Below are 25,482 nucleotides of genomic sequence, written 5' to 3' on the forward strand. Positions count from 1 at the left end.
GAAGTCGCATTCAGGGCAGATCGACCCACAGCCATCTCTTGTGCGATTGCCCTGCGCAAAGGGGGGGAGGGTTCATGCGCGGACGTCGTCGCTCCCGCACCCGCGCAGCCTCCCGTGTCGTGGGCTGTGGAGACCCTCAGATTCGGAACCCCATCCTGAGCGCCCCCCAATGCCGCCCATGGACGCGGATGGGGCTCGCGACCTCGCGCAGGGGCTGGCGGCCGGCCTCGTCCTGCGGGCAGGCCTGGACCAGGAAGGGCCGGGTCGAGCGGGCGGCAGAGAGGGCGGTGCGGTCGTCGTAGAGCCGGCGCTGGCGGGCGTGCAGGGCGTTCCAGGCCGGGTCGCCGGTCCGCGGCGCTTGCGACTGGGCGCGGTTGTACACCGGGGCGTAGCCGTTGCGGTCGACCACGATGCAGAAGGCCGTGCGCGGATCGGCCAGCAGCAGCGGCTCGAGGATCGGCGGCAGGAGGTCTTCCAGGGCCGGCACCGCGGCGGTGAGGTAGTGCGGCGGCTCGATCCCGACGACCGGGCGGTAGGTGGTGTCGAACAGGGCGTGCGGGGCGAGCCGGCCTGCGGCGAGCGCCTGTTCGAGGGTCGTGGCGACCGAAGCGGCGCCGCCTTGCGCGGCGGCGATCAGCGGCCGGTTCTCCTCCTCGACCGCCACCAGGGCGTCGCGCAGCCGCGCCTCGGACACGGCCTCGGTGACGGCGCAATGCAGGCCGCGGACGCTCACCCCCACCACCTGCACCTGCATCCGGCCGATGCCGCGCAGATCGAGGGCGAGCCGCGCGCCGACGGCGCCGCCGCAGCCCTCCGGCGGGACCAGGAGCAGCCCGCCCCGGCTCAGGTCGAGCACCCGCCCGAGGCCCCAATTGCCGACCCGCGCGGCGAGATCGACCGGATAGCGGTCATGGACCCGCCGGTCGCCGATCTCCGCCTGGCGCAGGGACGCGACGGCCCGTCCGGCGAGCCCTCCGGCAAGGCCGGCGAGACCCACCCCGGCGGAGCGGGCGGCCTCCATGCGCCTTGCCGCCTCGTCGGCGGCGGCCGCCGCCGCGGAAGCGTCCCCGACGAGATCGCCGGTCGATTCGGCGAGATCCTGCGCCGCGTCCGAGAGGCGCCAGGCGGAGGCGGCCTGCGCCTCGGCGGCCGCCGCCGTGGTGGCGAAGGCCGGGCGCAGGCAGGCGAGCGAGGTCGCCAGGCCCCCCATCGCCGCCGCCCCGGGGCCGGAGAGGCGACGGCTCAGGGACCGCACCTCCTCCACCGCCCGGGCGGCATCGGCCGCGAGCAGCCTGAATTCCTCGGCCGCCTGCCAGAACGGCGCGCCGCCCGCCCCGGCCCGCGCGGCCTCGACGGTGGCGTTGAGGGCGAGGCGGTTGGCCTGCCGCGCCAGGGTCGCCACCGCCTCGACGACGCGGGCGGAATCCTGCGCGGCGTTCATCATCTCGGCCTGGAGCACGCGGCTCTCGGCATCGGTGCGCTCGAGATGGCGGCCGGCCTGGACCAGCACGCCGGCGAGCCCCTCGGTCTCGGCCGCGAGGGTCTCGGCGGAGGCGCCGAGCGCCCGGCCGTGGATGCCCGCCTCGTCGGCCCGGACTCCCAACGCATCGAGCCCGCGGGCGAGGGCGGCGGCGGCGGCCGCCGCAGCTCCGGTCTCGGTGCAGCCGTCCCGGGCGGCGACCCCGACGGCGCGGGCGGCCCGGACCAGTTCGGCCTCGACCCGGTCGACGGCGTCGCGCCCGGCCCGGCCCGCCATGCGCTCCGGCCCGTCGACCGCCGGCGCCGGTGCGGCGAGCGGCGGCAGGATCTCGACCGCGTCGGCGGGGTCGCGGGGCGGATGGGGCGGGCGGAAGCTCAAACGCATGGCCGCATCACAGCGCGCCGCGCTTAAAGGCCGGTTAACCCTGACGATGCGTCACTGCGGCCGGCCCGGATCCGGGTGCCGGCCCGACGCGCGAGTTGCGCCGGCGGGCGTGGCCGTGGCAGGGTCCGCCCCCATTTCCGGGGTTTCGCCCCCTTCCATGAGAGACCGCCGCCGGATGAGCCGCCTGCTCTCCCGCCTCCTGCTCCTGACGCTGCTGGCCGCCCCGCCAGCCCTCGCCGAGGATGCGCCCTCCCCTGCCGCCGCCCCGCCGCCCTCGCCCGTGCGGATCGCCACCGAAGGCGGCCGCCCGCCGTTCAACTACGTCGAGGACGGCAAGCCGGCGGGGTTCGAGGTCGCCCTGGCCCAGGCCCTGTGCACGGAGGCCAAGCTCACCTGCACGATCGTGCTCCACCAGTGGGACGGCATCATCAAGGGCCTGGAGGCGGGCGAGTACGACGCCATCATGGCGGCGATGGCGATCACCCCGAAGCGGGCCGCCCGCATCGCCTTCACCAGGCCCTACATGCGGATTCCCTTCGCCTACGTGGCGCGGCAGGACACCTCGCTGCCGAACCCGACGCCGGCGACGTTGCGGGGCCGCACGATCGGCGTGGCGGCGCACGGGCCGCAGGTCGCCTATCTGGAGCAGCGGGTGCCGGGCGCCGAGATCCGTACCTTCGACAGCCTCGCCGACGCGACCCTCGACCTGCGGGCCGGCCGGGTCGACGTCGTGCTGGGCGACAAGCTCGAACTCGCCAATTTCCTCGCGCGGCCCGAGGGCGAGGCCTGCTGCCGCCTCGTCGGCGAGGTGCCGGCGGGCGAGCCGCTGCTCGGCGAGGGCGCCGGGATCGGCCTGCGCAAGGGCGACACCGCCTTGCGCGAGACCTTCGAGCGGGCGCTCGCCGCGCTGATCGCGGATGGGCGCTACGACCGCCTTCGGGCGAAGTACATCCCGTTCGACACGAAGTGACGGCAACCTGGTGAGGACACGCGTTTGACGGGCGTAGGCGCGGCTCACTACACCGGGGGCCGACCGCCGGGATAACGGCGTGGGAGGAGCGAGCGCATGGCAAAGGTCGCGTTTCTGGGTCTCGGCGTGATGGGGGGGCCGATGGCCCGTCACCTCGCCGCCAAGGGCCATGACGTCACGGTCTACAACCGCACCAAGGCCAAGGCCGACGATTGGGTGAAGGCCCATGGCGGGAAGGCCGCGGCGACGCCGCGCGAGGCGGCGGAAGGCCAGGAGATCGTCTTCGCCTGCGTCGGCAACGACGACGACCTGCGCCAGGTCACGACCGGGCCGGACGGCGCCTTCGCGGCGATGGGCAAGGGTGCGGTCTTCGTCGATCACACCACCGCCTCGGCTGAGGTGGCCCGCGAGCTGGCGTCAGCCGCCGGGAAGGCCGGGTTCGGCTTCATCGACGCCCCGGTCTCCGGCGGCCAGGCCGGCGCCGAGAACGGCGTGCTGACGGTGATGTGCGGCGGCGATGCCGACACGTTCGCCCGGGTCGAGCCGGTGATCGGGTCGTATGCCCGCGCCTGCCGCCTGCTGGGGCCGGTCGGCGCCGGCCAGCTCGCCAAGATGATGAACCAGATCTGCATCGCCGGCCTCGTCCAGGGCCTGTCGGAGGCGGTGCATTTCGGCAAGCAGGCCGGGCTCGACATCGAGGCGGTGCTCGACGTGATCTCCAAGGGGGCCGCCGGCTCCTGGCAGATGGAGAATCGCGGCAAGACCATGAACCAGGGCAAGTTCGATTTCGGCTTCGCCGTCGACTGGATGCGCAAGGACCTGTCGATCGTGCTCGCCGAGGCCCGCCGCAACAAGGCGAAGCTGCCGGTGACGGCTTTGGTCGACCAGTTCTACGCCGAGGTGCAGAGCATGGGCGGCGGGCGCTGGGACACGTCGAGCCTGATCGCTCGGCTGGAGAAGTAAAGGCGCGCCAACCGCCTTTCGTCTCACCCTACGCGTCATTCCGGGGCCGCGCAGCGGAGCCCGGAATCCAGAACCGCAGGTTGTTCAGGATAGAGCGGAACGCATCTCGCTTGTTTCTGCACCCTCCGCGGTTCTGGATCCCGGGCTCTCGCCTTCGGCGAGCCCCGGGATGACCCTGCGAGGGGGAAATCTGGCGCGAAAAAGCGTGCCTCTACTTCCCCACCAGGCAGCTCACCGCCTTGCGCCACCCCGCCAGCCGGCGCTCGCGCAAGCTCGGCTCCATCGCCGGAGTGAAGCGGCGCTCCAGGCGCCAATGGTCGGCGAAGTGCTCGGGCTCCGGGTAGAGGCCGCAGGCGAGGCCGGCGAGATAGGCCGCGCCCAACGCCGTCGTCTCCTTGACCTCGGGCCGGTCGACGGGGGCGGCGAGGAGGTCGGCGAGGCGCTGCATCGTCCAGTCGGAGGCGACCATGCCGCCATCGACCCGCAGCACCGTGGCGCTCCCCTCCCCGTCCGACCAGTCGGCCCGCATGGCGGCCAGAAGATCGGCGGTCTGGTAGCAGACGCTCTCCAAAGCCGCCCGGGCGAGCTCGGCCGGTCCGGTGCCGCGGGTCAGGCCGAACAGGGCGCCGCGGGCATCGGGCTCCCAATGGGGCGCGCCGAGGCCGACGAAAGCCGGCACCAGGTAGACGTCCTGCGCCGGATCGGCCCGCTCGGCGAGCGCCCCGGTCTCGGCGGCCGATTCGATGATTCCGAGCCCGTCGCGCAGCCACTGCACCGCCGCACCGGCGACGAAGATCGAGCCCTCCAGCGCGTAGGTGCGCCGGCCGTTCAGCTGATACGCGATGGTGGTGAGGAGCTTGTTCTTCGAGGCGACCGGCTGCGACCCGGTATTGAGGAGGGCGAAGCACCCGGTGCCGTAGGTCGACTTGACCATGCCGGGCCGGAAGCAGGCCTGTCCCACCGTCGCCGCCTGCTGGTCGCCGGCGACGCCCCGGATCGGGATCGCGGCGCCGAACAGCTCCGGGTCGGTCTCACCGAAATCGCCGGAGGAATCGCGCACCTCCGGCAGCATCGAGGCCGGCACGCCCAAGAGCGCCATCAGCTCGTCGTCCCAGGCACCGCGATGGATGTCGAAGAGCAGGGTGCGCGAGGCATTGGTGGCGTCGGTGACGTGGAGCCGGCCGCCGGTGAGGCGCCACAGGAGATACGAATCGACGGTGCCGAAGGCGAGTTCCCCCGCCTCGGCCCGGGCGCGGGCGCCCGGCACGTTGTCGAGGATCCAGGCGATCTTGGTGCCGGAGAAATAGGGGTCGAGGATCAGGCCGGTCTTCGCCGTCACCATTGGCTCGTGGCCCGCCTCCTTGAGGCGGGCGCAGATCCCGGCCGAGCGCCGGTCCTGCCAGACGATGGCGCGGTGCACCGCCTCGCCGGTGCGCTTGTCCCAGACGAGCGTCGTCTCGCGCTGGTTGGTGATGCCGATCGCCGCCACGTCCCGGGCCGTCACCCCGGCCTGCTTCATCGCCGCCCGGCAGGTCTCGAGGGTGGTGCGCCAGAGATCCTCCGGCTCGTGCTCGACCCAGCCCGAGGCCGGGAAATGCTGCGGGAACTCGGCCTGGGCGAGACCCGCGATCGAGGTATCGGGCCGGAACAAAAGGGCGCGCGAGGAGGTGGTGCCCTGGTCGATGGCGAGGATGAGGGAGGACATCGGGAGGCTCTTTCGCGCGGTGCGTTAGAGGGGTGGCGGCTCCAGGGTGGCGAGGCCGATCGCGTCGGCCGCCCGGCGAAGCCGCGTGTCGAAGGTGGCGAAGGACAGGCCGGTGACCTGGAGCAGCGCGAGGTGCAGGGCGTCGGGGCCGCGCACGCCGAGGGCGGCGTCCTCGACGATGGTGCGGGCGAGGGCGAACATCTGGCGGGTGATGGTCAGCGGGCGGCCACGGGCCTCGCGCCAAGAAGTGAACAGTCCAACGACCTCGCGGGCTTCCTCGGCTTTCGCTTTGCGCTCACGCACCAACCGGGAGAGTGTCGCTGAGAATTCCAGAACGACGAGATCGGAGAAGACAGGCTGGACCGCCGGATCGAGCAGCCAAGCCTCGATTCTTGAGCTTTCGGCCTCCTTGACGAAAGCTGGAAGCAGGACGTTAGTATCGCAATAGATACGGCTCACAGCCCCTCGTCCCGCATCTGACGGACAACGGCAGTGATATCGACTGGCTTGGAAAGAGTTACCCGCCGTTCGCGAAGCCGATCCATCTCCTCCTTCGTTACCGGCCGCGGCTCAGTCGGAATGAGCTGAATCAAATCCTCGTCCAGACGTGTGATGATCACCTCCTCACCCGCACTCGCCTTGGCGAGGAGTTCGGGCAAGCGGGTGATGGCGTCTTCCATCCTGTAATAGGCCATGACAACCTCCGTGGCGGCATCGGCCGCCAGGATACGGAATCCGGCCGTCCGCGAAAAGGAGAGCCGGGGCTGATGCGCCCCGGCTCCTTTAGCGTCAACCGCGCTTCGGCGGCGAGGCCGGCCAGCTCTTGATGAGCGTGTCGTAGTCGATCGTCTCACCCTTCGGCTTCTCGTCGGCGAGCTTGCGCTGGGGGGCCAGCGTGCCGTCCTTCTTGGCCTGCTCGTACCAGTGCTCGGCCGAGGTCTTGGGGTTCAGCTTCGGGCCACACTCGCCCTGGACCTTGGAGCGCTCCAGGCGCGCCATCACGTCGTCCTGGGCGTTGGCGAGGGCGTCCATCGCCGCCTGCGGGGTCTTGGCGCCCGAGGAGGCATCGCCGATGTTCTGCCACCACAGCTGGGCGAGCTTGGGGTAGTCCGGCACGTTCACGCCGGTCGGGGTCCACTGGGTGCGGGCCGGCGACCGGTAGAACTCGACCAGGCCGCCGAGCTTCGGCGCCCGCTCGGTGAAGGACTTGTCCCAGATGTCGCTCTCACGGATGAAGGTGAGGCCGACATGGCTCTTCTTCAGGCTGACCGATTTCGAGACGATGAACTGCTGGTAGAGCCAGGCCGCCTTGCGGCGCTCGAGCGGGGTCGACTTCAGCAGGGTGAGCGAGCCGGCATCCTGGTAGCCGAGCTTCATGCCCTCCTTCCAGTACGGCCCGTGCGGCGAGGGCGCCATGCGCCACTTCGGCGTGCCGTCCTGGTTCATCACCGGCAGACCCGGCTTGACCATGTCGGCGGTGAAGGCGGTGTACCAGAAGATCTGCTGGGCGACGTTGCCCTGCGACGGCACCGGGCCGGACTCCGAGAAGGTCATACCGGCGGCCTGGGGCGGGGCGTACTTCTTCAGCCAGTCGACATACTTGGTGACGGCGTAGACCGCGGCCGGGCCGTTGGTGTCGCCGCCGCGCTCGATCGAGGAGCCGACCGGACGGCAGCCCTCGATGCGGATGCCCCACTCGTCGACCGGCTTGCCGTTCGGGATGCCCTTGTCGCCGTTGCCGGCCATCGACAGCCACGCATCGGTGAAGCGCCAGCCGAGGGACGGGTCCTTCTTGCCGTAGTCCATGTGGCCATAGACCTTGACGCCGTCGATCTCCTTCACGTCGTTGCTGAAGAAGTCGGCGATGTCCTCATAGGCCGACCAGTTGACCGGCACGCCGAGCTCGTAGCCGTACTTGGCCTTGAACTTCTGCTTGAGGTCGGCACGGGTGAACCAGTCGTAGCGGAACCAGTACAGGTTGGCGAATTGCTGGTCGGGCAGCTGGTAGAGTTTGCCGTCCGGGCCGGTGCCGAAGGACTTGCCGATGAAGTCCTCGAGATCGAGGGTCGGCGAGGTGACGTCCTTGCCCTCGCCCTTCATGAAGTCCGACAGGGCGACGGTCTGGCCGTAGCGGAAATGGGTGCCGACGAGGTCGGAATCGTTGATCCAGCCGTCGTAGATGTTCTTGCCCGACTGCATCTGGGTCTGGATCTTTTCCACCACGTCGCCCTCCTGCAGGAGGTCGTGGCGCACCTTGATCCCGGTGATCTCGGTGAAGGCCTTCGCCAGGGTGCGGGCCTCGTATTCGTGCGTGGTCAGCGTCTCGGAGACGAAGTTGATCTCCATGCCGGCGAAGGGCTTCGCCGCATCGACGAACCACTGCATCTCCTTGAGCTGCTCGTCCTTCGACAGGGTCGAGGGCTGGAACTCGGTATCGACCCAGCGCTTGGCTTCCTCCATGCCGGCAAAGGCGTGGCCGGCGGCGAGGCTGAGCGCGAGCGCGCTCGCGGCCGTGAGCAGAGAATGGCGTTTCATATGGTAGTCCTCCCTCTGGTGGTACTCGACCCGCCTGATGCCGGCTGGCTGCCGGACGTGGCGACGGGTTTTCTCAAGCGAAGCGGAACATCACCGCCCCGTAAACGAGCGAGAGCGCGAGCGCCCATTCCAGGCTCGGGCCGACGAGGCCGAGCCAGGCGAGATTGATGAAGGCGGTGCCGACCAGCGTCAGGAACAGCCGGTCGCCCCGGGTGGTGGGGATGCGCAGGATCCCGACCTTCTCGGTCTCCGGGCGCCACAAAGCCAAAGCGGTCATCAGGGCGAGCAGGCCGGCGATGACCGCGAAGAAGGTCGCGGTCTGCCAGGTCCAGGCCATCCAGGCGAAATCGAGCATCGGACTGGCTCTCCCCGATCACACCCGCCCGAGGGCGAAGCCCTTGGCGATGTAGTTGCGCACGAACCAGATCACGAGGGCGCCCGGTACGATGGTGAGCACGCCGGCCGCTGCGAGCAGGCCCCAATCCATGCCGGCGGCCGAGACCGTGCGGGTCATGGTGGCGGCGATGGGCTTGGCGTCGACCGAGGTCAGGGTACGCGCCAGCAGCAGCTCGACCCAGGAGAACATGAAGCAGAAGAAGGCGGCGACGCCGATGCCCGACGCGATCAGCGGCATGAAGATTTTTACGAAGAACCGCGGGAAGGAATAGCCGTCGATCGCCGCGGTCTCGTCGATCTCGCGCGGCACGCCGGACATGAAGCCTTCGAGAATCCACACCGCCAGCGGCACGTTGAACAGGCAATGGGCGAGCGCCACCGCCCAGGGCGTGTCGAACAGGCCGACCGCCGAGTAGAGGTTGAAGAACGGCAGCGCGAACACCGCCGGGGGCGCCATCCGGTTCGACAGCAGCCAGAAGAACAGGTGCTTGTCGCCGATGAAGCTGTAGCGCGAGAAGGCGTAGGCCGCCGGCAAAGCGAGCCCGATCGACAGGACGGTGTTGATCGCCACGTAGGACAGCGAGTTCAGGTAGCCGCCGTACCAGCTCGGATCGGTGAAGATCCGGACGTAATTGTCGAACGTGATGGCATGCGGCCAGAGCGTCATGCCGGAATTGATCTCCTGGTTGGTCTTCAGGCTCATGTTCACGAGCCAGTAGATCGGGACCATCAGGAACAGGAGGTAGAGCGTCATCACGACGTGGCGCGGGCGCATCAGGCGGCCCTCCGGTCGAGCGGGATGGTGGTGGCGGGGGCCAAGCTGCCGGAGGCGGCCGCATCGGCCGGGTCGTCGGCCAGCACCGTGCGGTTGCCGGCGTCGACATTGGTCATCACGGTGTAGAACACCCAGCAGACGCTCAGGATGATGAGGTTGTAGACCAGCGACATCGCCGCCGCCCGGCCGAGATCGAACTGTCCCAAAGCCAGCTTGACGAGGTCGATCGACAGGAAGGTCGTGGCGTTGCCGGGCCCGCCGCCGGTGAGCACGAAGGGCTCGGTGTAGATCATGAACGAGTCCATGAAGCGCAGCAGCACGGCGATCAGCAGGACGCGGCGCATCTTCGGCAGCTGGATGGTGCGGAAGATCGCCCACTGGCTCGCCCCGTCGATGCGGGCAGCCTGGTAATAGGCGTCGGGGATCGACTTGAGACCTGCGTAGCACAGCAGCGCGACGAGGCTGGTCCAGTGCCAGACATCCATGGTCACGATGGTGACCCAGGCGGCGAGCGCCGAGCCGGCGTAGTTGTAGTCGATGCCGAGGCTGTTGAGGGTCGCGCCGAGGAGCCCGATATCGGTGCGGGCGAAGACCTGCCAGATCGTGCCGACGACGTTCCACGGGATGAGGAGCGGCAGGGCCATCAGCACGAGGCAGAAGGCGACCGAGCGGCCCTCCCGCGGCATCGACAGGGCGACCGCAATGCCGAGCGGCACCTCGATCGCCAGGATGATCGCGGAGAACAGGAGGTTGCGCCACAGCGAATCGAAGAAGCGCTCGCCGAACTGGGTCGAGGGATCGAGCAGTTCCTGGAACCAGCCGAGGCCGTTCCAGAAGAACTGGTTGTTCCCGAACGTGTCCTGGAACGAGTAATTGACCACCGTCATCAGCGGCAGCACCGCCGAGAAGGCGACGACGGCGAAGACCGGCAGGACGAGGAGCCAGGCCTTCTGGTTGACGGTCTTGGTCATGCGGCCTCTCCCGGCACCAGGGCGCCGTCGGCGTAGATGTGGATCTGGCGCGGATCGAGGGTCAGCGCCGCTTCCGCTCCGTCGAGGCTCTGGCCCTCCGCCACCGTGGCGACGAGGGGCCGGCCGCCGAGTTCGACCCGGGCGAGGCGCTGGCGGCCGATATCGTCGATGCGCTTGACCTGCACCGGCAAAGTGAATCCCTTGCCGAGGCCCTTCGGCGCCAGATGCACGTATTCGGGCCGCACACCGAGCTCGATGCGCTTGCCCTGGGGCAGGCCGGAATAGTGCCGGGCGAGCGGGATGGCGTGGCCCTCGATCGTCGCGGTCGCGCCCTGCACAATCGCCGGCAGCAGGTTCATGCCCGGCGAGCCGATGAAGTGGCCGACGAAGGTGTGGGCCGGGCGCTCGAAGAGTTCGTCCGGCGTGCCGGTCTGCACCACCGCGCCGTCATGCATCACCACCACCGTATCGGCGAAGGTCAGCGCCTCGGTCTGGTCGTGGGTGACGTAGATCATCGTCAGGTCGAGCTTGCGGTGAAGCTCCTTGAGGGTCGAACGCAGCTGCCATTTCAGATGCGGGTCGATGACGGTGAGCGGCTCGTCGAACAGGATCGCCGCCACGTCCGGGCGCACGAGGCCCCGGCCGAGCGAGATTTTTTGCTTCATATCCGCCGTCAGGTTGTTGGCGCGGCGGTCGAGCACCCGGGTGAGGTCGAGGAGACCGGCGATCTCCTCCACCCGCGACCGGATGGTGGCCGGCGCCACGCGGCGGTTCTTCAACGGAAAGGCCAGGTTCTCCCGCACCGTCATGGTGTCGTAGACGACCGGGAACTGGAACACCTGAGCGATGTTGCGCCCCTCGGTCGGCACCGTGGTGACGTCGCGGTCGTCGAACAGGATGCGGCCGCGGGTCGGGACCACGAGGCCCGAGATGATGTTGAGCAACGTGGACTTGCCGCAGCCGGAAGGGCCGAGCAGCGCGTAGGCCCCGCCCTGGCGCCAAACGTGGTCGATTTCCTTGAGCGCGTAATCCTGCGGCCCCTGCGGGTTCGGGCCGTAGGCGTGGGCGAGATGATCGAGGGTGATGCGGGCCATGGATCCCCTCTTGCGTCAGGCCGCCACGGGCAGGTCGAGGGCGGCCGTGCGGCCGCTTGCGTCGAACACCAGGGCATGGCGGGGGTCGAGAGTGGCGGTCACCGCCGTGCCGGGCTCCAGCCGGCGCACGCCGGCCACCAGCGCGATCAGGCGGCTCTCGCCGGCATCGACGTGGACGTAGCTCTCCGAGCCGGTGATCTCGGCGACCGAGACGGTGGCCGGCAGCGCGATCGCCTCCCCCGGCAGGGGATCGAGGGCGAGGTGATGGGCGCGAAAGCCGATCGTGTAGGCGCCGTCCGGCACACTGGCGAGCGGGCCGGTCGCCCGGACCTGGCCGCCGGTGGGAAGCAGGATCCGGCCGCCGGTCTTCGTCACGGGAAGCGTGTTGAGCGGCGGATCGGAGAAGACCTTGGCGGTGACGAGGTCCTGGGGCCGGCGGTAGACGTCCGGCGTCGGGCCGACCTGCGTGACGCGGCCCTGGTGCAGGGTGGCGGTGCGCCCGCCGAGCATCAGGGCCTCGGCCGGCTCGGTGGTGGCGTAGACGAAGATCGCGCCGGTGGCGGCGAAGATGCGCGGCAATTCCTCGCGCAGTTCCTCGCGCAGCTTGTAGTCAAGGTTCGCCAGCGGCTCGTCCATCAGCACGAGGTCGGCGCGCTTGCACAAGGCCCGGGCGATGGCGGTACGCTGCTGCTGGCCGCCCGAGAGTTCGAGCGGCTTGCGCTTGAGGTAGGGCGTCAGCCGCAGCAACCCCGCCGCCTCCTGCACCCGCGCCTCGATCTCCCCCTTCGCCACGCCCGCAACCCGCATCGGCGAGGCGATGTTCTCGTAGACCGAGAGCGAGGGGTAGTTGATGAATTGCTGGTAGACCATCGCGACGTTGCGGCGTTGCACCGGCAGCCCGGTCACGTCCTTGCCGTCGGCGATGATCCGTCCTTCGCTCGGCGCCTCGAGCCCGGCCATCAGGCGCATCAGGGTAGTCTTGCCGGCGAGCGTCTGGCCGAGCAGCACGTTGAGCGAGCCCTTGGGCAGGGCGAGGCTCACGTCGCGGATATGCGTCTCGGGGCCGACCCGCTTGGTGACGTTCTCCAGGATCAGGGTCATGGCGCCCTCCCGTCTCTTCTTGGTTAGGCCGCGTCGGACGTGGCAGCGGCGCGGCGCATGTAGTCGTCGAGGGCGGCGGCCTCGGCGGGGGTGACCCTAAGGCCGAGCTTCGAGCGGCGCCAGAGCACGTCCTCGGCGCTCACCGCCCATTCGCGGCGCATCAGGTGGCACACCTCACGCTCGGTGAGGTCGGCACCGAAGAGCCGGCCGAGATCGGCCAAGGACCGCGCCCCGCTCAGGATCTCGCGGGCATCGGTGCCGTAGGCCCGCACCAGCCGGGCGATCAGCGTCTCGGGGATTCCCGGATGCTGGCGCGCGAGCCCGGCCACCACGTCGTCGTAGCTCTCCTTCGGGAAGTTGCCACCTGGCAAGACCGCGCCAGCGGTCCACGGCGCCTTGGCGGCCGCCGGCAGGTGGTCCTTCAGCCGGTCGAGGGCCGATTCGGCCAGCCGCCGATAGGTGGTGATCTTGCCGCCGAAGACCGAGAGCATCGCCGGCTGGCCCTCCGGCGCGTCGAGGGTCAGCACGTAGTCGCGGGTGGCTTCCTGGGCCTTCGAGGCGCCGTCGTCGTAGAGCGGGCGCACGCCGGAATAGGTCCACACCACCTCGTCGCGGGTGACCGGCTCGCGAAAATATTCGCTCGCCGCGGCGCAGAGATAGGCGATCTCCTCCTCGCTCGCCTTCACGTCGGCGGGGTCGCCCGTGTAGTCGCGGTCGGTGGTGCCGATCAGCGTGAAGTCGCGCTCGTAGGGGATCGCGAAGATGATGCGCTGGTCGGCATTCTGGAAGATGTAGGCGCGGTCGTGCTGGAACAGGCGGCGCACCACGATGTGGCTGCCCTGGACGAGACGCACGCCCTCGGTGGAGTTGGCCCTCGCCACGCCGGTGAGCACGTTCGCCACCCACGGACCGGCGGCATTGACGAGGGTGCGGGCCCGCACGGTATCGCGGGCGCCGGTCTGGCGGTCCTCGACCGTCAGTTCCCACAGCCCCCCGGCGCGGGCGGCGGTGACGACCCGGGTGCGGGTGCGGATCATCGCGCCGCGCTCGGCGGCGTCGCGGGCGTTCAGCACCACGAGGCGCGAATCCTCGACCCAGCAATCCGAATATTCGAACGCGCGGCGAAAGCCGGGTTTCAGCGGCTCGCCGGCGGGATCCCGGGTGAGGTCGAGGGTGCGGGTGCCGGGCAGGCGCTTGCGGCCGCCGAGGTTGTCGTAGAGCAGGAGGCCGAGGCGCAGGAGCCAGCCGGGCCGCAAGCCCGAATGGTGCGGCAGCACGAAGCGCAGGGGCCAGACGATGTGGGGCGCCATGCCCCACAGCACCTCGCGCTCCATCAGGGCCTCGCGGACCAGGCGGAACTCGTAGTGTTCGAGGTAGCGCAGGCCGCCATGGATCAGCTTGGTCGAGGTCGAGGAGGTGCCGCTCGCCAGGTCGTTCTGCTCGAACAGCGCCACCGAGGCGCCGCGGCCGACCGCGTCGCGGGCGATGCCGCAGCCATTGATGCCGCCGCCGATCACCGCGAGGTCGAACACCCCGCGCTCGTCGCCGGGCTGCTGCCTGGGGGCCAAAGCCACCTCCCTGTCGGAGCCATTCGGCTCTTTCGTTTGCATCCTGACGCGAATCTAGCCGCAGCCGGATGCAGGCGCAAGCGAAACCGAAAGGAAGAAGGCGCGAACGAAAGTCCGATGCTTTCGGTTCGGGTGTCTTGCGGTTTCGGCTATTCCGCGGCGTCGGAGGTCTCGTGCGCGCTCAAACCCGCCTCGACCAGTTCGACGCGGTGCGCGGCGCACATCTCCCTCAGGGCCGCGGAGGGCAGCGCGTCGGTGACGAAGGAGTCGAGCTCGCGCAGGTGGCCGACCCGGATCGGCGCCGAGCGCTCCAGCTTCAGCTTGTCGGCGACCAGGATCACCCGGCGGGCATTCTCGATGATGGCGCGGGCGACCCTGACCTCGCGATAGTCGAAATCGAGGAGCGTGCCGTCCTCGTCGATCGCCGAGACGCCGATCACCGCGTAATCGACCTTGAACTGGTTGATGAAATCGACCGCCGCCGAGCCGATCACCGCCCCGTCGGCCCGCCGCACCGGCCCGCCGGCGACGATCAGGCTCATCTTCGGGTGGCGGTAGAGCAGGGTCGCGACGTTGAGGTTGTTGGTGATGACCAGCAGGTCCTCATGGTCGCCGAGCGCGCGCGCCACCTCCTCGGTGGTGGTGCCGATGTTGATGAACAGGGAGGCGTTGTTGGGGATGAGCCGGGCCGCCGCCTCGCCGATCGCCCGCTTCTCGCCATGGGCGACGAGGCGGCGGGCCTCGTAGGAGACGTTCTCGACGCCCGAGGCCACCACGGCGCCGCCATGGATGCGCGACAGCAGCCGGCTGTCGCACAATTCGTTCAGGTCCTTGCGGATCGTCTGCGGCGTCACCTCGAACCGCGCCGCCAGATCCTCGACGCTGACCCGCCCGTGCAGGCGGGCGAGGGCGAGGATGTCCTGCTGGCGCTGGGAAACCTGGTCGATCACGACGCGCATGCCTTGTTCTTGCCCGCGGGGAGCCGCGGGGGCGGGCATTGTCGGGGCAAGCGGGGGCGGGCGCAATCGGGTGGGATCGATCGTCCGGGGGCTGTGCCGTCTGCTACGATCGCAGGCGGAGGTGGATCATGACACGGACCCTGACGATCACGCTCGACGACGATCTCGTCGCGTTCATCGACCGTCGGATCGCCAGCGGCCGCTCTGCCTCGGCCGGGGAGGTCATCGAGGCGGGTTTGCGCTTGCTCGAAGCGCACGACACCGCGCGCGACGGGCTGCGGGCAGCGGGCAGCGGGCAGCGGGCAGCGTTGATCGAGGGCGAGGCCAGCCGTGGGTTCGAAGATTTCGATGCCGACAGGTTTCTGGCATCGATGCGACGACCCGCTTTGTCATAGGTCCTGTCTAATTTTCTTCGACAATATTGACACCCACCGCGTCATTCCGGGGCCGCGTAGCGGATCCCGGAATCCAGAACCGCAGCTGTTTCAGAAAAAGGCGAATCGCAACCCACTCCATCCTACTCCACCTGCGGCTCTGGATTCCGGGCTCCGCTTACGCGGCCCCGGAATGACTCGGCGGGTGTCATACGCTTTCCGATTGATCGCTTCGCGATGCGGAACGCGGCTTCGCTCAGGCGCCGCGCGGACTGATGATACGGAATCCTGTACCTGATGTGTGGCCGTAGGCTGCTACGGCGAGGGCATCCGGCGGTCTCACGGTTTCCCGGTCTGCGTCCCCTGTCGCTCAACGGCGACGGCCGCACGATCGCCTTCCGGCCTGATCCCGGATGTCCTGATGGCTGCTCCGGACAGTCGATCGGGCCCTGCCTCGTGCAGGCGCCCGCGTACAGGACAGGATCACCCATGTCACACAGCGCCACCATCCCCACCGTGGCCGGCATCGATGTCGGCAAGCACTTCCTCGATCTCGGCTTCTTCCCGGCGGCCAAGCCGGTGCGTCAGGACAATACGGAGACCGGCATCGCCAAGCTGATCTCGACGCTCAAGCAGCGCGGGATCCGCACGGTCGCCCTGGAGGCGATCGGCCCCTACGCCTATCCCCTCATCGCCGCCCTGCGTAAAGCTGAGCTCGATGTCGCCCTGGCCGACCCGCGCCAGGTCAAGGCGTTCCGCTCCGCCGAAGGGCTGATCGCCAAGACAGACCGGCTGGACGCCGCCCTCATCGCCCGCTTTGCTCAGCGCATGAGCGAGCACCTGCGCCCCGCCCCGACCCCCGACCAGATCACCCTCAAGGCTCTCTCGACCCGGCGCCGCCAGCTCACCGAGCTGATCGCCATGGAGAAGACCCGCCTGGCCCAGGCCCTCGACCCGGCCATCGCCGACAGCCACAGGGCGGTGATCAAGGCCCTGACGGCTGCCTGCACCGAGGTCGAGGCCGCTCTCGAGGCACGCATCGCCGCCGAGCCTGGCCTGGCGCGCAAGCGCGCGATCCTGACCTCGATCCCCGGGATCGGTTCGCGCATCGCCAGCGTGGTGATCACCGACATGCCCGAACTCGGCACGCTCGACCGCAAGGCGGCGGCCAGTCTGGCCGGGATGGCGCCTCATCCGACCCAGAGCGGGGCTCACCCGGGCCGCCACGCGATTGCCGGTGGGCGTCCCTGCCTGCGCACGGCCTTCTACATGGCCGGGATGGTGGCGGCGCGCAGCTGTCCGGCCTTCCGCGAGCCGTACCGGGCGATGCGAACGGCGGGTAAGCCGGCCAAGGTGGCGATCGTGGCGTCGGGCCGACGCCTGGTGGTGCTGGCCAACGCCCTGGTGCGCGACGACACGACGTTCGAGGCGAGCAAGTTGCAGCAGGGAGAGGCCGGTCGGGGGGAGGAGAACGCCGCGTCCCCTGCGGGATCCGATCCGTGACGAGCGAGAGGAGCGATGTCTTCATCGCTCCTCTCGCCGAGCTTGGCGTTCGCCGGTGGGAGCGGGTCAAGGCCTTGTCGCGCGAAGCGCGAGGGCGCGCAGCGCCCGCCTTGACGCGCTCGCGCCGGTGAACGATCTGACCCCCATAAGGCTAAAACCAAGCGCGGCACTGCCGATTGGCCCTTGACCGGCAATACAGTCGCCGGAAGTGATCTTCCGGATTCCGTATCAAATCGTCAGATGCAAACAATAAATCTCTTCAAACGATCCCCCACGCCCGATACCGCCGCCGCTCCGTCAATTCCCGCGGCCGCGCCGATCCCAGCTCCGCCAGCATCGCCTCCACCGCCTGCGGCGTGACCGACAGCGCCCGGGCGGCGCTCGCCACCGTGACGAGGGGTGTGCCGACGAACAGGTCGACGAGGTGCGGCAGGCGCGAGGTCCGGCGCTTGCCGGTGCAGGCGCGCAGCATCACCTCGCGGGCGAGCGCCAGGCGGTCGAGGTCGCGCCCGAGGAGGCGGGCGGAGGCCTCGACCGCGCCGAGGAGGCCGACGAGGCGATCGGTGAGCGGCAGCGCCCGCGACCAGCGCACCCGGCTCTCGCGCAGGCCCAGCGCCAGGGCCGGCAGGTGGGCACCGGCCTTGCCCCGGGCCCGCAGCAGGGCGGCCGCGGCGAGGGGTCCGCGATGGCCCGCGCGCGGAGCGGGATCGAGCACCAGCCAGGCATCGAGGGCGATCGCCGCCGCCAGCACGGCCGGGAGGTCGCGGGCCTCGTCGAGGATGTTTTGCCAGGCGGTCCCGGGATCGTCGGGTGCGGAGCGCCGGGCCGGTGCGCCCGCCGCGTGATCCGCCAGGGTGCGGCGGGTACGGGCGAGCAACTGGTCGATGGCGGCGAAGTCCGCCTCCGCCATCGCGTCCGGGTCGGGCTCGTCGTCCTCGTCCTCCGGCACGGTTCCAGCCGTCAGCGCCCAGCCGGCGCCCGGGAAAGCCCGGCCCGGAGCCGCAGCGGCGAGGCGGCGGCGCTCGGCCAGTACCGCGACGGCGCGCCCGAGGGCGAGCGTCGGCCGGCGCACGTCCATCGCCGCCTCGTGCAGCACCAGATCCTCGAGTGCGACGAGCTCGCCGTCGAGATGCAGGGCGGCCTGGGCGTCGAGCAGGTGCGCCCGCGCCCGGGCGCCGTCGGCGAGCACCGGTTCGGCCCGGGCGAGGCGCTCGTCGACCCGCACCAGAGCGTCGGAGGCCGTCTCCAGGGACCCGGTCAGGCGCCGCCACGTGGCAGGACGGTGTATGGTGTCGAAATCGTAAACCATTGCGGCGTCACGATAGGGAATCCCTTACCCAAACGAAACCGGCTTTCGCTTGGTCGACTGTCGATAGGCCGGCCGATGCCGGCACGGATTCCATGCCAGTCGATCCGCTTGACGTGGGTATTTTTCCCACATATCCATCAGCCGGCCGCCGCAATTTCGCTGCCGCGGCGGCGTATTGACCCGCCCGGCCCGGCAGCCCTACGGCGACGAGGTCACCGATGATCCATCCCGACGCCGCGCCGGTTGCGGGCGTGCTCCAGCCCTTCGCCGAGACGATCCTGCCTTCCGCCCCCTCGCCCGTCGCCATCGGCATCACCGTGTTCCGCCCGGATGCGGCGCAGGTCGCGGCCCTGCGCGCCCGTATCGAGGCGGAATCGCGCCTGACCATCGTGTTCGACAATGGCGGCCTGCCCGCGGACGACGCGGCCTATCTCGCCGGGTGCGGCGCCCGGGTGCTGTCGGCGGGGGAGAATATCGGAATCGGCGGCGCCCTCGACGCCATCGCCCGGGCGGCGATCGAGGCCGGCGCGACCCAGGTGCTCCTCCTCGACCAGGATGCGGTCTTCACGCCCGGGCAGGTCTCGGAGCTGGAAGCCGCGCTGGCGCGGCTGCGGAGTTTGAGCCTGCCGCCGGCCGTGGTCGGCCCGCGTCCCGAAGCGGCACCCGGCCGCAAGGCGCCGGCTTATCCGCGTCGGCCGGAATTCCCGGATTACGGCTCCCTCGTGCCGGTCGAGTTCCTGGCGACCTCCGGCTCGCTCGTCGATCTCGCGGCCTATGCGCGGATCGGCCCGTTCCGGGACGACTTCTTCATCGACGGCGTCGACCTCGAATGGTGCTTCCGCGCCTGGAGCCTCGGCTATGGCTGCTGGATGGAGACGGGCACCGCCCTGCCCCACCGGGTCGGCGCCGGGGTGATCCGCTCCCGGCTTCTCGGCATCGAGATGCCGCGCCAGCCGCTGTTCCGGATGGGGGCCTACCTGCGCAACAGCGTCTATGCCTGGCGGCTGCCGCACGTGCCCCGGCGCTGGAAGACGCGGCAGGCCGCCTACCTGCCGCTCCAGGCCCTGCTCTACTGGGCCGATTCCGGCTACCGCCCCGGCGTGCTCGCCCATCTCTGCGGCGCGGCGCTCGACGGCCTGCGCGGCCGGCTCGGGCGGCCGCCGGGACTGCCGCAAGCATTGCCGAAAGACCCGTCATGACCGAGACCGCTCCGGACGCCGCCCTCGACGTGGTGATCGTCAACTGGAACGGCGGCGCCCTGCTGCGAGCCTGCCTCGCCAGCCTGGCGGCGGCGGAAAGCCACCTCGGAAACACCCTCTCCTTGCGGGTCGTCGTCGTCGACAACGCCTCGCGCGACGGCTCGCTCGAGGACCTGCCGTCCTTGCGACACGGCCCGGCGGTGATCGCCAATCCCGACAACCAGGGCTTCGGCCGGGCCTGCAATGCCGGGGCGGCGCGGGGGCAGGCGCCCGCGATCCTGTTCCTCAACCCCGATGCGCGGGTCACGGGCGAGAGCCTCGCCGGGGCGCATGCGGCCCTGATGGCGGAGCCGGGCACCGGCATCGTCGGCGCGCAGCTCCTCGACGAGGCGGGCCGCGTGCAGCGTTCCTGCGCGAGGCGGCCGAGCGCCGTCTCGCTGGTCGGCCAGGCGCTCCTCCTCGACCGGGCGCGGCTGGTGCCCTCCCATTTCATGACCGAGTGGGATCATGGCGAGGACCGGGCGGTGGATCAGGTGATGGGCGCCTTCCTAATGATCCGGCGCTCGCTCTTCACGGCGCTCGGCGGCTTCGACGAGCGGTTCTTCGTCTATTACGAGGATGTCGATCTCTGCGCCCGGGCCTGGGATGCGGGCCTTGCCGTACGCCACCTCGCCGGCATCACCGTGCGGCACGAGGGCCAGGGCACTACCCGGGCGGCCAAGGCCCATCGGCTGGCCTGCTTCCTCGAGAGCCAGATCCGCTACGCCGCCAAGCACCACGGCCGGGCGACGGCGCTGGCGCTCGTGGCGACGGCCTTCGGCGCGCAGGTGCCGCTGCGCCTCGTCCAGGCGCTGGCGCGGCGCTCGCGGGAAGAGGCCGGCGAGATCGTGCGCGGGGCGGGCCTGCTCGCCCGGGCGCTGCCCGGCCTGATGCGGGCGATCGGCACCCGATGAGCGATTGCCGGTGAGACCTCGCCGATGAGCCCCCTGCCCTACGGTTTTCCGGCAACAGCCCGCGGACAATCGCGCGCAGGCCCAGTCGTCGCCCTGGCAACCCGGCGCGGGACTGCCTAGAGCTTCAGGCGATGGCGGGAAGACCGCCGCGCCGGAGACGAAGCGGTAACAGTGACCTGAGAGCATCCCCGCCGGGTACGGCTCTCGCGGCAAGTTCGGACCTCTCCATGCTTCACGGTAAGAAGATCGCCGTCGTCCTGCCGGCCTACAATGCCGCGGCGACCTTGCGGCGCACCTATGCCGAAATCCCCCTCGACATCGTCGACGACGTCATCCTGGTCGACGATGCCAGCCGCGACGACACCGTGGCGGTGGCCGGCGAGCTCGGCCTGACGGTCGTGCGCCATCCGCGGAATTGCGGCTACGGCGGCAACCAGAAGACCTGCTACCGCACGGCGCTCGCCCGCGGCGCCGACATCGTGGTGATGCTCCACCCCGATTACCAATATGCCCCGCGCCTCGTCACCGCGATGGCCTCGATGATCGTCTCGGGCGAGTACGACGCGGTGCTGGCCTCGCGCATCCTCGGCAAGGGGGCGCTCGTCGGCGGCATGCCGCTCTACAAGTACGTCGCCAATCGCGGCCTCACCTTCGTGCAGAACATCCTGATGGGGCAGAAGCTGTCGGAGTACCACAGCGGCTACCGCGCCTGGAGCCGCCCGGTGCTGGAGGCACTGCCCCTCGACCGCTGCTCGGACGATTTCGTCTTCGACAACCAGATGCTGGCCCAGGCGATGGACGCCGAATTCCGCATCGGCGAAATCTCCTGCCCGACGCGCTACTTCGCCGAGGCCTCCTCGATCAACTTCCGCCGCAGCGTCGTCTACGGCCTCGGCGTGCTGAAGACCTCGCTCGTCTACCGGCTGCACCGCTGGGGCCTCAGGGCCGATCCGCTCTTCGGGCCCGCTGCCCCCAAGCCCGTGCAGGCGCGGCCGTGACGCGCCGCACCCTGGCCTCCGCGGGCATTCTGGCCGGCCTCGCCACCCTGGCGTTCCTGCCCCTCGGGCTCGGCCTGGTGGCGCCCGGCACGCCGGGGGACATGGTGGCCTGGCTCTCGGCCCTGTGCGAGCGCCAGGGCGCCGCCGGGCCGATGGTGCTGGTCGCGGCCCAGGCCCTGATCGCGGCGAGCGGCGTGCTGCCGGCCTCGCTGCTCGGCATCGCCGCCGGCACGCTGCTCGGCCTCGGTGCGGGCTTCGCCGCGGCGGCGGCCGGCACGATGGCGGGAGCGCTGCTGAGCTTCTGGATCGGCCGGGGGCTGCTGCGCGGGCGCCGGCCCGGCTTCCTCACCGGCGGGCGCTGGGTCGCCGCCCTCGACCGCTCGGTGGCGGCGGAGGGCTGGCGCCTCGTCTGCCTGATGCGGCTCTCCCCGGTGATGCCGTTCGCGCCGACGAGCTACGCGCTCAGCCTGAGCAGCGTGCGGCTCGCCGATTACCTGCTCGGCACCCTGGCGGCGCTGCCGGCGCTCCTCGTCTACGTGATGCTGGGCGCGCTCGGGCGTACCGCGCTCGCCGGCGAGGCGGAGTGGCTGCGCGGCGGCATCCTCGTCCTCGGGTTGGGCGCCACCGTGCTGCTGGTGCGCAAGCTCAAGCGCCTCGCCGGGCGCCTCGCGGGCGAGCAGCCGTGACGGGTCCCATCGACTGGACGGGGCCACGGGTCTGGTGCGCGGCCTTCGCCCTCCTCGGCCTGCCGCTCTGCCTGCTGCTCGCCGTCCTCGTGCCCCTCGGCGAGGTGGCGGACGAATCGGCCCACCTGCTGCGGGCGGTGGCCCTCCTCGACGGCCAGGTCGTCGGCCACCGGGAGACCGTGACCTATTCCGACGGCGTCAGTCGCCCGGCCGTCGGCGTCACCGTCGATCCGGCCTGGGAGGTCCTGAGCCGCAGCCGGGCGCTCGCGCCCGACAAGATTCCGGAGCCCGAGCCGATGCCGGCGCCCGGCCGCCCGGCCTTCCTGCCGCTCTACACCATCGGCACCTACTTCCCGGTCTTCTACGTCCCGGCCGCCCTCGGGATCGGCCTCGGGCAGGCGCTCGGGCTCACGCCGGCCAAGGCGGCCCTCCTCGGGCGGCTCGCCAATGGGGCGGCCTACGGTGCCCTCGGGCTCGCGGCTCTGGCGCTGGCCCGGCGCGGCCGTCCCCTCCTCTTCGGGGTCCTGGTCCTGCCGATGAGCCTGTCGCTCGCCGCGTCCCCCAACCAGGACGCCCTGATGATCGCCGCCTGCGCGCTCGCCGCCGCGCTGCTGACCGGGGAGGAATCGTGGCGCCGAGGCGTGGCCGCCCTCCTGATCGCCCTGGTGGTGCTGGCCAAGCCGCCCTATGCGGCGATCGCCGCGATGCTGCTGGTGCCGCTGCCGCCGCGTTTCTGGGTGAATCCGGTCTTCTGGCGCCGGGTCGGAATCGCCGTGCTGGCGGTGCTGCCGGGCATCGCCTGGACCCTCCTCGTCACGACCCGCATCGCGACGCCGGTGCCGCGTCTGGCTTACGAGGCCGGCCCGCTCTGGCCCGGCCCGCGCCCGGCGCCTTTCCTCGGCACCGACACGGGGGCGCAGGCCCGGATCCTGCTCGATCATCCCGGCCTGCTCCTCACCCTGCCGGCACAGTGCCTGTTCGCGGTCAAGCGCGCCCTGACGCTCGCCGCCGGCGCGATCGGCCTCTTCGGCTGGGCCGACAAGCCGTTGCCGGCCGTCGTGTACGCGGCCTGGGGCGCCGGTCTCGCCGGGCTCGCGGTCCTGTGCGGGCGAAGCATCCGGCTGCGCGGGATCGACCTGGCGCTGCTCGTGACCGCGGCCCTCGTCACCGCCTGGCTCGTCGCCATCTCGCAGTACCTGTCCTGGACGAATGTCGGCGAGGTGCGGATCGACGGGCCGCAGGGGCGCTATTTCCTGCCGCTGATCCCGATGCTCGTCCTCGCCGCCGCACCGCGTCCCGCCGGGGTCTCCGGGTTGCGCTGGGCCTTCGTCATCGCTACCGCGGTGGCGGCCCTCGACCTCGTCGCGGTGCCGCTCGCGACCGCGCGGATGTTCTGAGGGCGGAGCGGGCCGATCGAATTCACGCGCCGGATCGTGCGGGTTTCCCCCTCTCCCCGCGGGCGGGGAGAGGCCTTCGCACCCCTTGCCGGGTGCGAAGGGAGCCCGCGCAGCGAACCACAGGTTCGCCGCGAGGGTGAGGGGGTGATGCCGGATGAGGCTCCTCCGGAACCGCCCCCTCACCCTCGCTTCGGCTACGCCTCCGCTTGCCGTGTCTCCTGGACGTCGACACGGCCCTCTTCCCGCAACGAAGTCGGGCTTGTCCGGCTTCGTTCTTCGCATGCAGATTCCGGGCAAGCCCGGGATCTGTCGGGGAGAGGAGAGAACCCGCGCCAGCTGGATGCGAGCGGCGCCCGACAGGACCGCATGACCCCCTCCCCTCCCCTCTCGAATCCCGCCCCATGCGCGCATTGATCGATCTCCTCCGCGCCATGACCCCGCGCGAGCGCCGCCGTGCCGGGCTGATCGGAGCCGGGCTGGCGCTGGCGGCCCTGCTCGAAGTGGTCGGCGTCGCCTCGGTGATACCGTTCCTGACCCTGGTCGGCGATCCCGGGGCGGCGGCGCGCATTCCGGCGCTCGCCACCCTCCGCGACGGGCTCGGGCTGACCGACGACCGCAGCTTCCTGATCGTGGTCGGGCTGGCGGCGCTTCTCGCCATCCTCACCACCTCCTGCGTCAATGCCGGGCTCACCTACGCCCAGCTGCGCTTCAGCCACAGCGTCGGCTACGGCTTTGCCCGCCGGCTGCTGTTTCGCACCATCGATCGCGAGCGGCTGTTCTTCACGACCGCCAACAGCGCCGAGCTCGCCAAGACGATCCTCAGCGAGACCGACCGCCTCGTCGTCGGCGTGCTGACGCCGGCCACCGTCATCGCCTCGCGGGCGACCTCGGCACTCGCGGTCATCGCCTTCCTGCTCGTGGTCTCGCCGCGCCTGGCGCTGATCCTCGGGGCCGGCTTCGGCGGGCTCTATGTCGGCATCTTCCTGGTGGTGCGGGCGCGGCTCGCCCGCATCGGCGCCCGGGCCGTGGCCGGCAATGCGGGCCGGTTCCAGGTGGTGCACGAGACCTTGGGCGGCCTCACCGAACTGAAGCTCTACGGCCGGGCGCAGGCCTTCGCGAGCCGGTTCGAGGCCCCCGCCCGCACCTATGCGCAAGCGAGCGCCGAGAGCCTGCTCACCGGGCAGCTGCCGCGCTTCGTCATCGAGGCGCTCGCCTTCGGCGGCGTGATCGTGGTGGTGCTGTTCGCGCTCTCGCAGGGGCTCGACACCGCCGGCATCCTGCCGCTGCTCGGCCTCTTCGCCTTCGCGGGCTACCGGATGCTGCCGGCCTTCCAGAACGTGTTCAACGCGCTGGCGCTCCTGCGCTTCACCCTGCCGGCGGTGCGGCTGGTGGTCGACGGGCTCACAGGCGAGCGCCCGTCGATCCCCCGGACCTCCGAGCGCCTGCCGTTCCGGGAGGCGATCCGCCTTGATCGCCTTGGATTCGACTACGAGCCCGGCCGCCCGGCGCTCTCAGGTGTCACTCTGACGATTCCGGCCCACACCACGGTCGGCCTCGTCGGCCGCACCGGCTCGGGCAAGTCGACGCTGATCGGCCTGATCCTCGGCTTCCTGCATCCGACCACCGGCCGCATCGCCGTCGATGGCGTGACGCTCGATGCCGCCACCCTGCCGGCCTGGCAGAACCGCATCGGCTACGTCCCGCAGGACATCTTCCTGATCGACGGCACCATCGCGGAGAACATCGCCTTCGGCCTCGACACGATCGACCCGGCGGCGGTGGAACGGGCGGCCAGGCTCGCCGGCGCGCACGACTTCGTCGCCGCCCTGCCGGAGGCCTACGCCACCCGCGTCGGCGAGCGCGGCGCCCGGCTCTCCGGCGGCCAGCGCCAGCGCATCGGCATCGCCCGGGCGCTCTACCACGACCCCGACGTGATCGTGTTCGACGAGGCGACCTCCGCCCTCGACAGCGAGACCGAGGGGGTGGTGATGCGGGCGGTTCAGGGGCTTGCCGGCACCCGCACGCTCATCATGATCGCCCACCGCCTCACCAGCCTCGCGGGCGCCGATACCGTGCACGTGCTGGAGGGCGGATGGATCGTCGCCTCGGGCCCGCCGGAGCAGGTGCTGCCGCAGGTGCGGGCGGGGGAGCAGGCGTGATCG

23 protein-coding genes are annotated in these 25,482 nt (G+C 70.7%); 10 read left to right on the forward strand and 13 right to left on the reverse strand.

The window, feature by feature from the left end:
- Positions 1-136: 136 nt before the first annotated feature.
- Complete coding sequence (locus HBB12_RS12070) at positions 137-1,864, reverse strand: PilZ domain-containing protein (RefSeq protein ID WP_236989559.1); 1,728 nt, start codon at positions 1,862-1,864, stop codon at positions 137-139.
- Between the two features lie 175 nt (positions 1,865-2,039).
- On the opposite strand from HBB12_RS12070, the gene HBB12_RS12075 reads away from it, so the two are divergent.
- Both HBB12_RS12075 and HBB12_RS12080 read left to right on the forward strand, forming a co-directional pair.
- Positions 2,040-2,834: an ABC transporter substrate-binding protein gene (locus tag HBB12_RS12075; RefSeq protein ID WP_236989560.1), complete on the forward strand. Its 795-nt coding sequence runs from the start codon at positions 2,040-2,042 to the stop codon at positions 2,832-2,834.
- Between the two features lie 96 nt (positions 2,835-2,930).
- Positions 2,931-3,797 (forward strand): NAD(P)-dependent oxidoreductase, encoded by an 867-nt coding sequence (locus HBB12_RS12080; protein WP_236989561.1) that lies wholly within the window; start codon positions 2,931-2,933, stop codon positions 3,795-3,797.
- 211 nt (positions 3,798-4,008) lie between these two features.
- On the opposite strand, the gene glpK is transcribed toward HBB12_RS12080, so the two are convergent.
- From glpK to HBB12_RS12135, 11 genes are all read right to left on the reverse strand, one after another.
- Positions 4,009-5,502 (reverse strand): glycerol kinase GlpK, encoded by a 1,494-nt coding sequence (gene glpK / locus HBB12_RS12085; RefSeq protein WP_236989562.1) that lies wholly within the window; start codon positions 5,500-5,502, stop codon positions 4,009-4,011.
- 24 nt (positions 5,503-5,526) lie between these two features.
- A complete protein-coding gene (locus HBB12_RS12090; RefSeq protein ID WP_236989563.1) occupies positions 5,527-5,961 on the reverse strand; it encodes a type II toxin-antitoxin system VapC family toxin in 435 nt (144 codons plus the stop codon).
- Positions 5,958-6,197, reverse strand: a complete 240-nt coding sequence (locus HBB12_RS12095; protein ID WP_203157428.1) for a type II toxin-antitoxin system Phd/YefM family antitoxin — start codon at positions 6,195-6,197, stop codon at positions 5,958-5,960. The genes HBB12_RS12090 and HBB12_RS12095 overlap by 4 nt, the downstream gene beginning before the upstream one ends.
- Positions 6,198-6,291: 94 nt before the next feature.
- Positions 6,292-8,037 (reverse strand): ABC transporter substrate-binding protein, encoded by a 1,746-nt coding sequence (locus HBB12_RS12100; RefSeq protein ID WP_236989564.1) that lies wholly within the window; start codon positions 8,035-8,037, stop codon positions 6,292-6,294.
- Between the two features lie 73 nt (positions 8,038-8,110).
- On the reverse strand, positions 8,111-8,392 hold the full coding sequence (locus HBB12_RS12105; protein WP_236989565.1) for a DUF2160 domain-containing protein: 282 nt from the start codon (positions 8,390-8,392) through the stop codon (positions 8,111-8,113).
- 18 nt (positions 8,393-8,410) lie between these two features.
- On the reverse strand, positions 8,411-9,208 hold the full coding sequence (locus HBB12_RS12110) for a carbohydrate ABC transporter permease (RefSeq protein ID WP_236989566.1): 798 nt from the start codon (positions 9,206-9,208) through the stop codon (positions 8,411-8,413).
- Positions 9,208-10,179, reverse strand: a complete 972-nt coding sequence (locus tag HBB12_RS12115) for a carbohydrate ABC transporter permease (RefSeq protein ID WP_236989567.1) — start codon at positions 10,177-10,179, stop codon at positions 9,208-9,210. The genes HBB12_RS12110 and HBB12_RS12115 overlap by 1 nt, the downstream gene beginning before the upstream one ends.
- Complete coding sequence (locus tag HBB12_RS12120) at positions 10,176-11,273, reverse strand: ABC transporter ATP-binding protein (RefSeq protein ID WP_236989568.1); 1,098 nt, start codon at positions 11,271-11,273, stop codon at positions 10,176-10,178. The genes HBB12_RS12115 and HBB12_RS12120 overlap by 4 nt, the downstream gene beginning before the upstream one ends.
- Positions 11,274-11,288: 15 nt before the next feature.
- Positions 11,289-12,374, reverse strand: a complete 1,086-nt coding sequence (locus HBB12_RS12125; RefSeq protein WP_236989569.1) for an ABC transporter ATP-binding protein — start codon at positions 12,372-12,374, stop codon at positions 11,289-11,291.
- A 23-nt stretch (positions 12,375-12,397) separates the two neighbouring features.
- The gene (gene glpD, locus HBB12_RS12130; protein WP_442919254.1) at positions 12,398-13,942 is read right to left on the reverse strand and encodes a glycerol-3-phosphate dehydrogenase; all 1,545 of its coding nucleotides are present in this window, start codon (positions 13,940-13,942) and stop codon (positions 12,398-12,400) included.
- Between the two features lie 149 nt (positions 13,943-14,091).
- The gene (locus HBB12_RS12135; protein WP_236989571.1) at positions 14,092-14,901 is read right to left on the reverse strand and encodes a DeoR/GlpR family DNA-binding transcription regulator; all 810 of its coding nucleotides are present in this window, start codon (positions 14,899-14,901) and stop codon (positions 14,092-14,094) included.
- A 128-nt stretch (positions 14,902-15,029) separates the two neighbouring features.
- Between HBB12_RS12135 and HBB12_RS12140 the strand changes: the two genes are divergently transcribed.
- Positions 15,030-15,296: a type II toxin-antitoxin system ParD family antitoxin gene (locus tag HBB12_RS12140; protein WP_236989572.1), complete on the forward strand. Its 267-nt coding sequence runs from the start codon at positions 15,030-15,032 to the stop codon at positions 15,294-15,296.
- Positions 15,297-15,764: 468 nt separating this feature from the next.
- Complete coding sequence (locus tag HBB12_RS12145; protein WP_236988020.1) at positions 15,765-16,778, forward strand: IS110 family RNA-guided transposase; 1,014 nt, start codon at positions 15,765-15,767, stop codon at positions 16,776-16,778.
- A 259-nt stretch (positions 16,779-17,037) separates the two neighbouring features.
- Here HBB12_RS12145 and HBB12_RS12150 read toward each other — a convergent pair whose 3' ends face one another.
- The gene (locus HBB12_RS12150; RefSeq protein ID WP_236989573.1) at positions 17,038-18,087 is read right to left on the reverse strand and encodes an RHE_PE00001 family protein; all 1,050 of its coding nucleotides are present in this window, start codon (positions 18,085-18,087) and stop codon (positions 17,038-17,040) included.
- 218 nt (positions 18,088-18,305) lie between these two features.
- Between HBB12_RS12150 and HBB12_RS12155 the strand changes: the two genes are divergently transcribed.
- From HBB12_RS12155 to HBB12_RS12180, 6 genes are all read left to right on the forward strand, one after another.
- A complete protein-coding gene (locus HBB12_RS12155) occupies positions 18,306-19,286 on the forward strand; it encodes a glycosyltransferase family protein (RefSeq protein ID WP_236989574.1) in 981 nt (326 codons plus the stop codon).
- The gene (locus HBB12_RS12160; protein WP_236989575.1) at positions 19,283-20,239 is read left to right on the forward strand and encodes a glycosyltransferase family 2 protein; all 957 of its coding nucleotides are present in this window, start codon (positions 19,283-19,285) and stop codon (positions 20,237-20,239) included. Before HBB12_RS12155 ends, HBB12_RS12160 begins: the two co-directional genes overlap by 4 nt.
- Before the next feature lie 227 nt (positions 20,240-20,466).
- A complete protein-coding gene (locus HBB12_RS12165) occupies positions 20,467-21,237 on the forward strand; it encodes a glycosyltransferase family 2 protein (protein WP_236989576.1) in 771 nt (256 codons plus the stop codon).
- Positions 21,234-21,923: a TVP38/TMEM64 family protein gene (locus HBB12_RS12170; RefSeq protein ID WP_236989577.1), complete on the forward strand. Its 690-nt coding sequence runs from the start codon at positions 21,234-21,236 to the stop codon at positions 21,921-21,923. Before HBB12_RS12165 ends, HBB12_RS12170 begins: the two co-directional genes overlap by 4 nt.
- The gene (locus HBB12_RS12175; RefSeq protein ID WP_236989578.1) at positions 21,920-23,320 is read left to right on the forward strand and encodes a DUF2142 domain-containing protein; all 1,401 of its coding nucleotides are present in this window, start codon (positions 21,920-21,922) and stop codon (positions 23,318-23,320) included. Before HBB12_RS12170 ends, HBB12_RS12175 begins: the two co-directional genes overlap by 4 nt.
- A 401-nt stretch (positions 23,321-23,721) precedes the next feature.
- Positions 23,722-25,479 carry an ABC transporter ATP-binding protein gene (locus tag HBB12_RS12180; RefSeq protein WP_236989579.1) on the forward strand — a complete coding sequence of 586 codons (1,758 nt, stop codon included), beginning with the start codon at positions 23,722-23,724 and terminating at the stop codon, positions 25,477-25,479.
- Positions 25,480-25,482 lie beyond the last annotated feature (3 nt).

Source organism: Methylobacterium sp. SyP6R, from assembly GCF_019216885.1.
Lineage (GTDB): Bacteria > Pseudomonadota > Alphaproteobacteria > Rhizobiales > Beijerinckiaceae > Methylobacterium.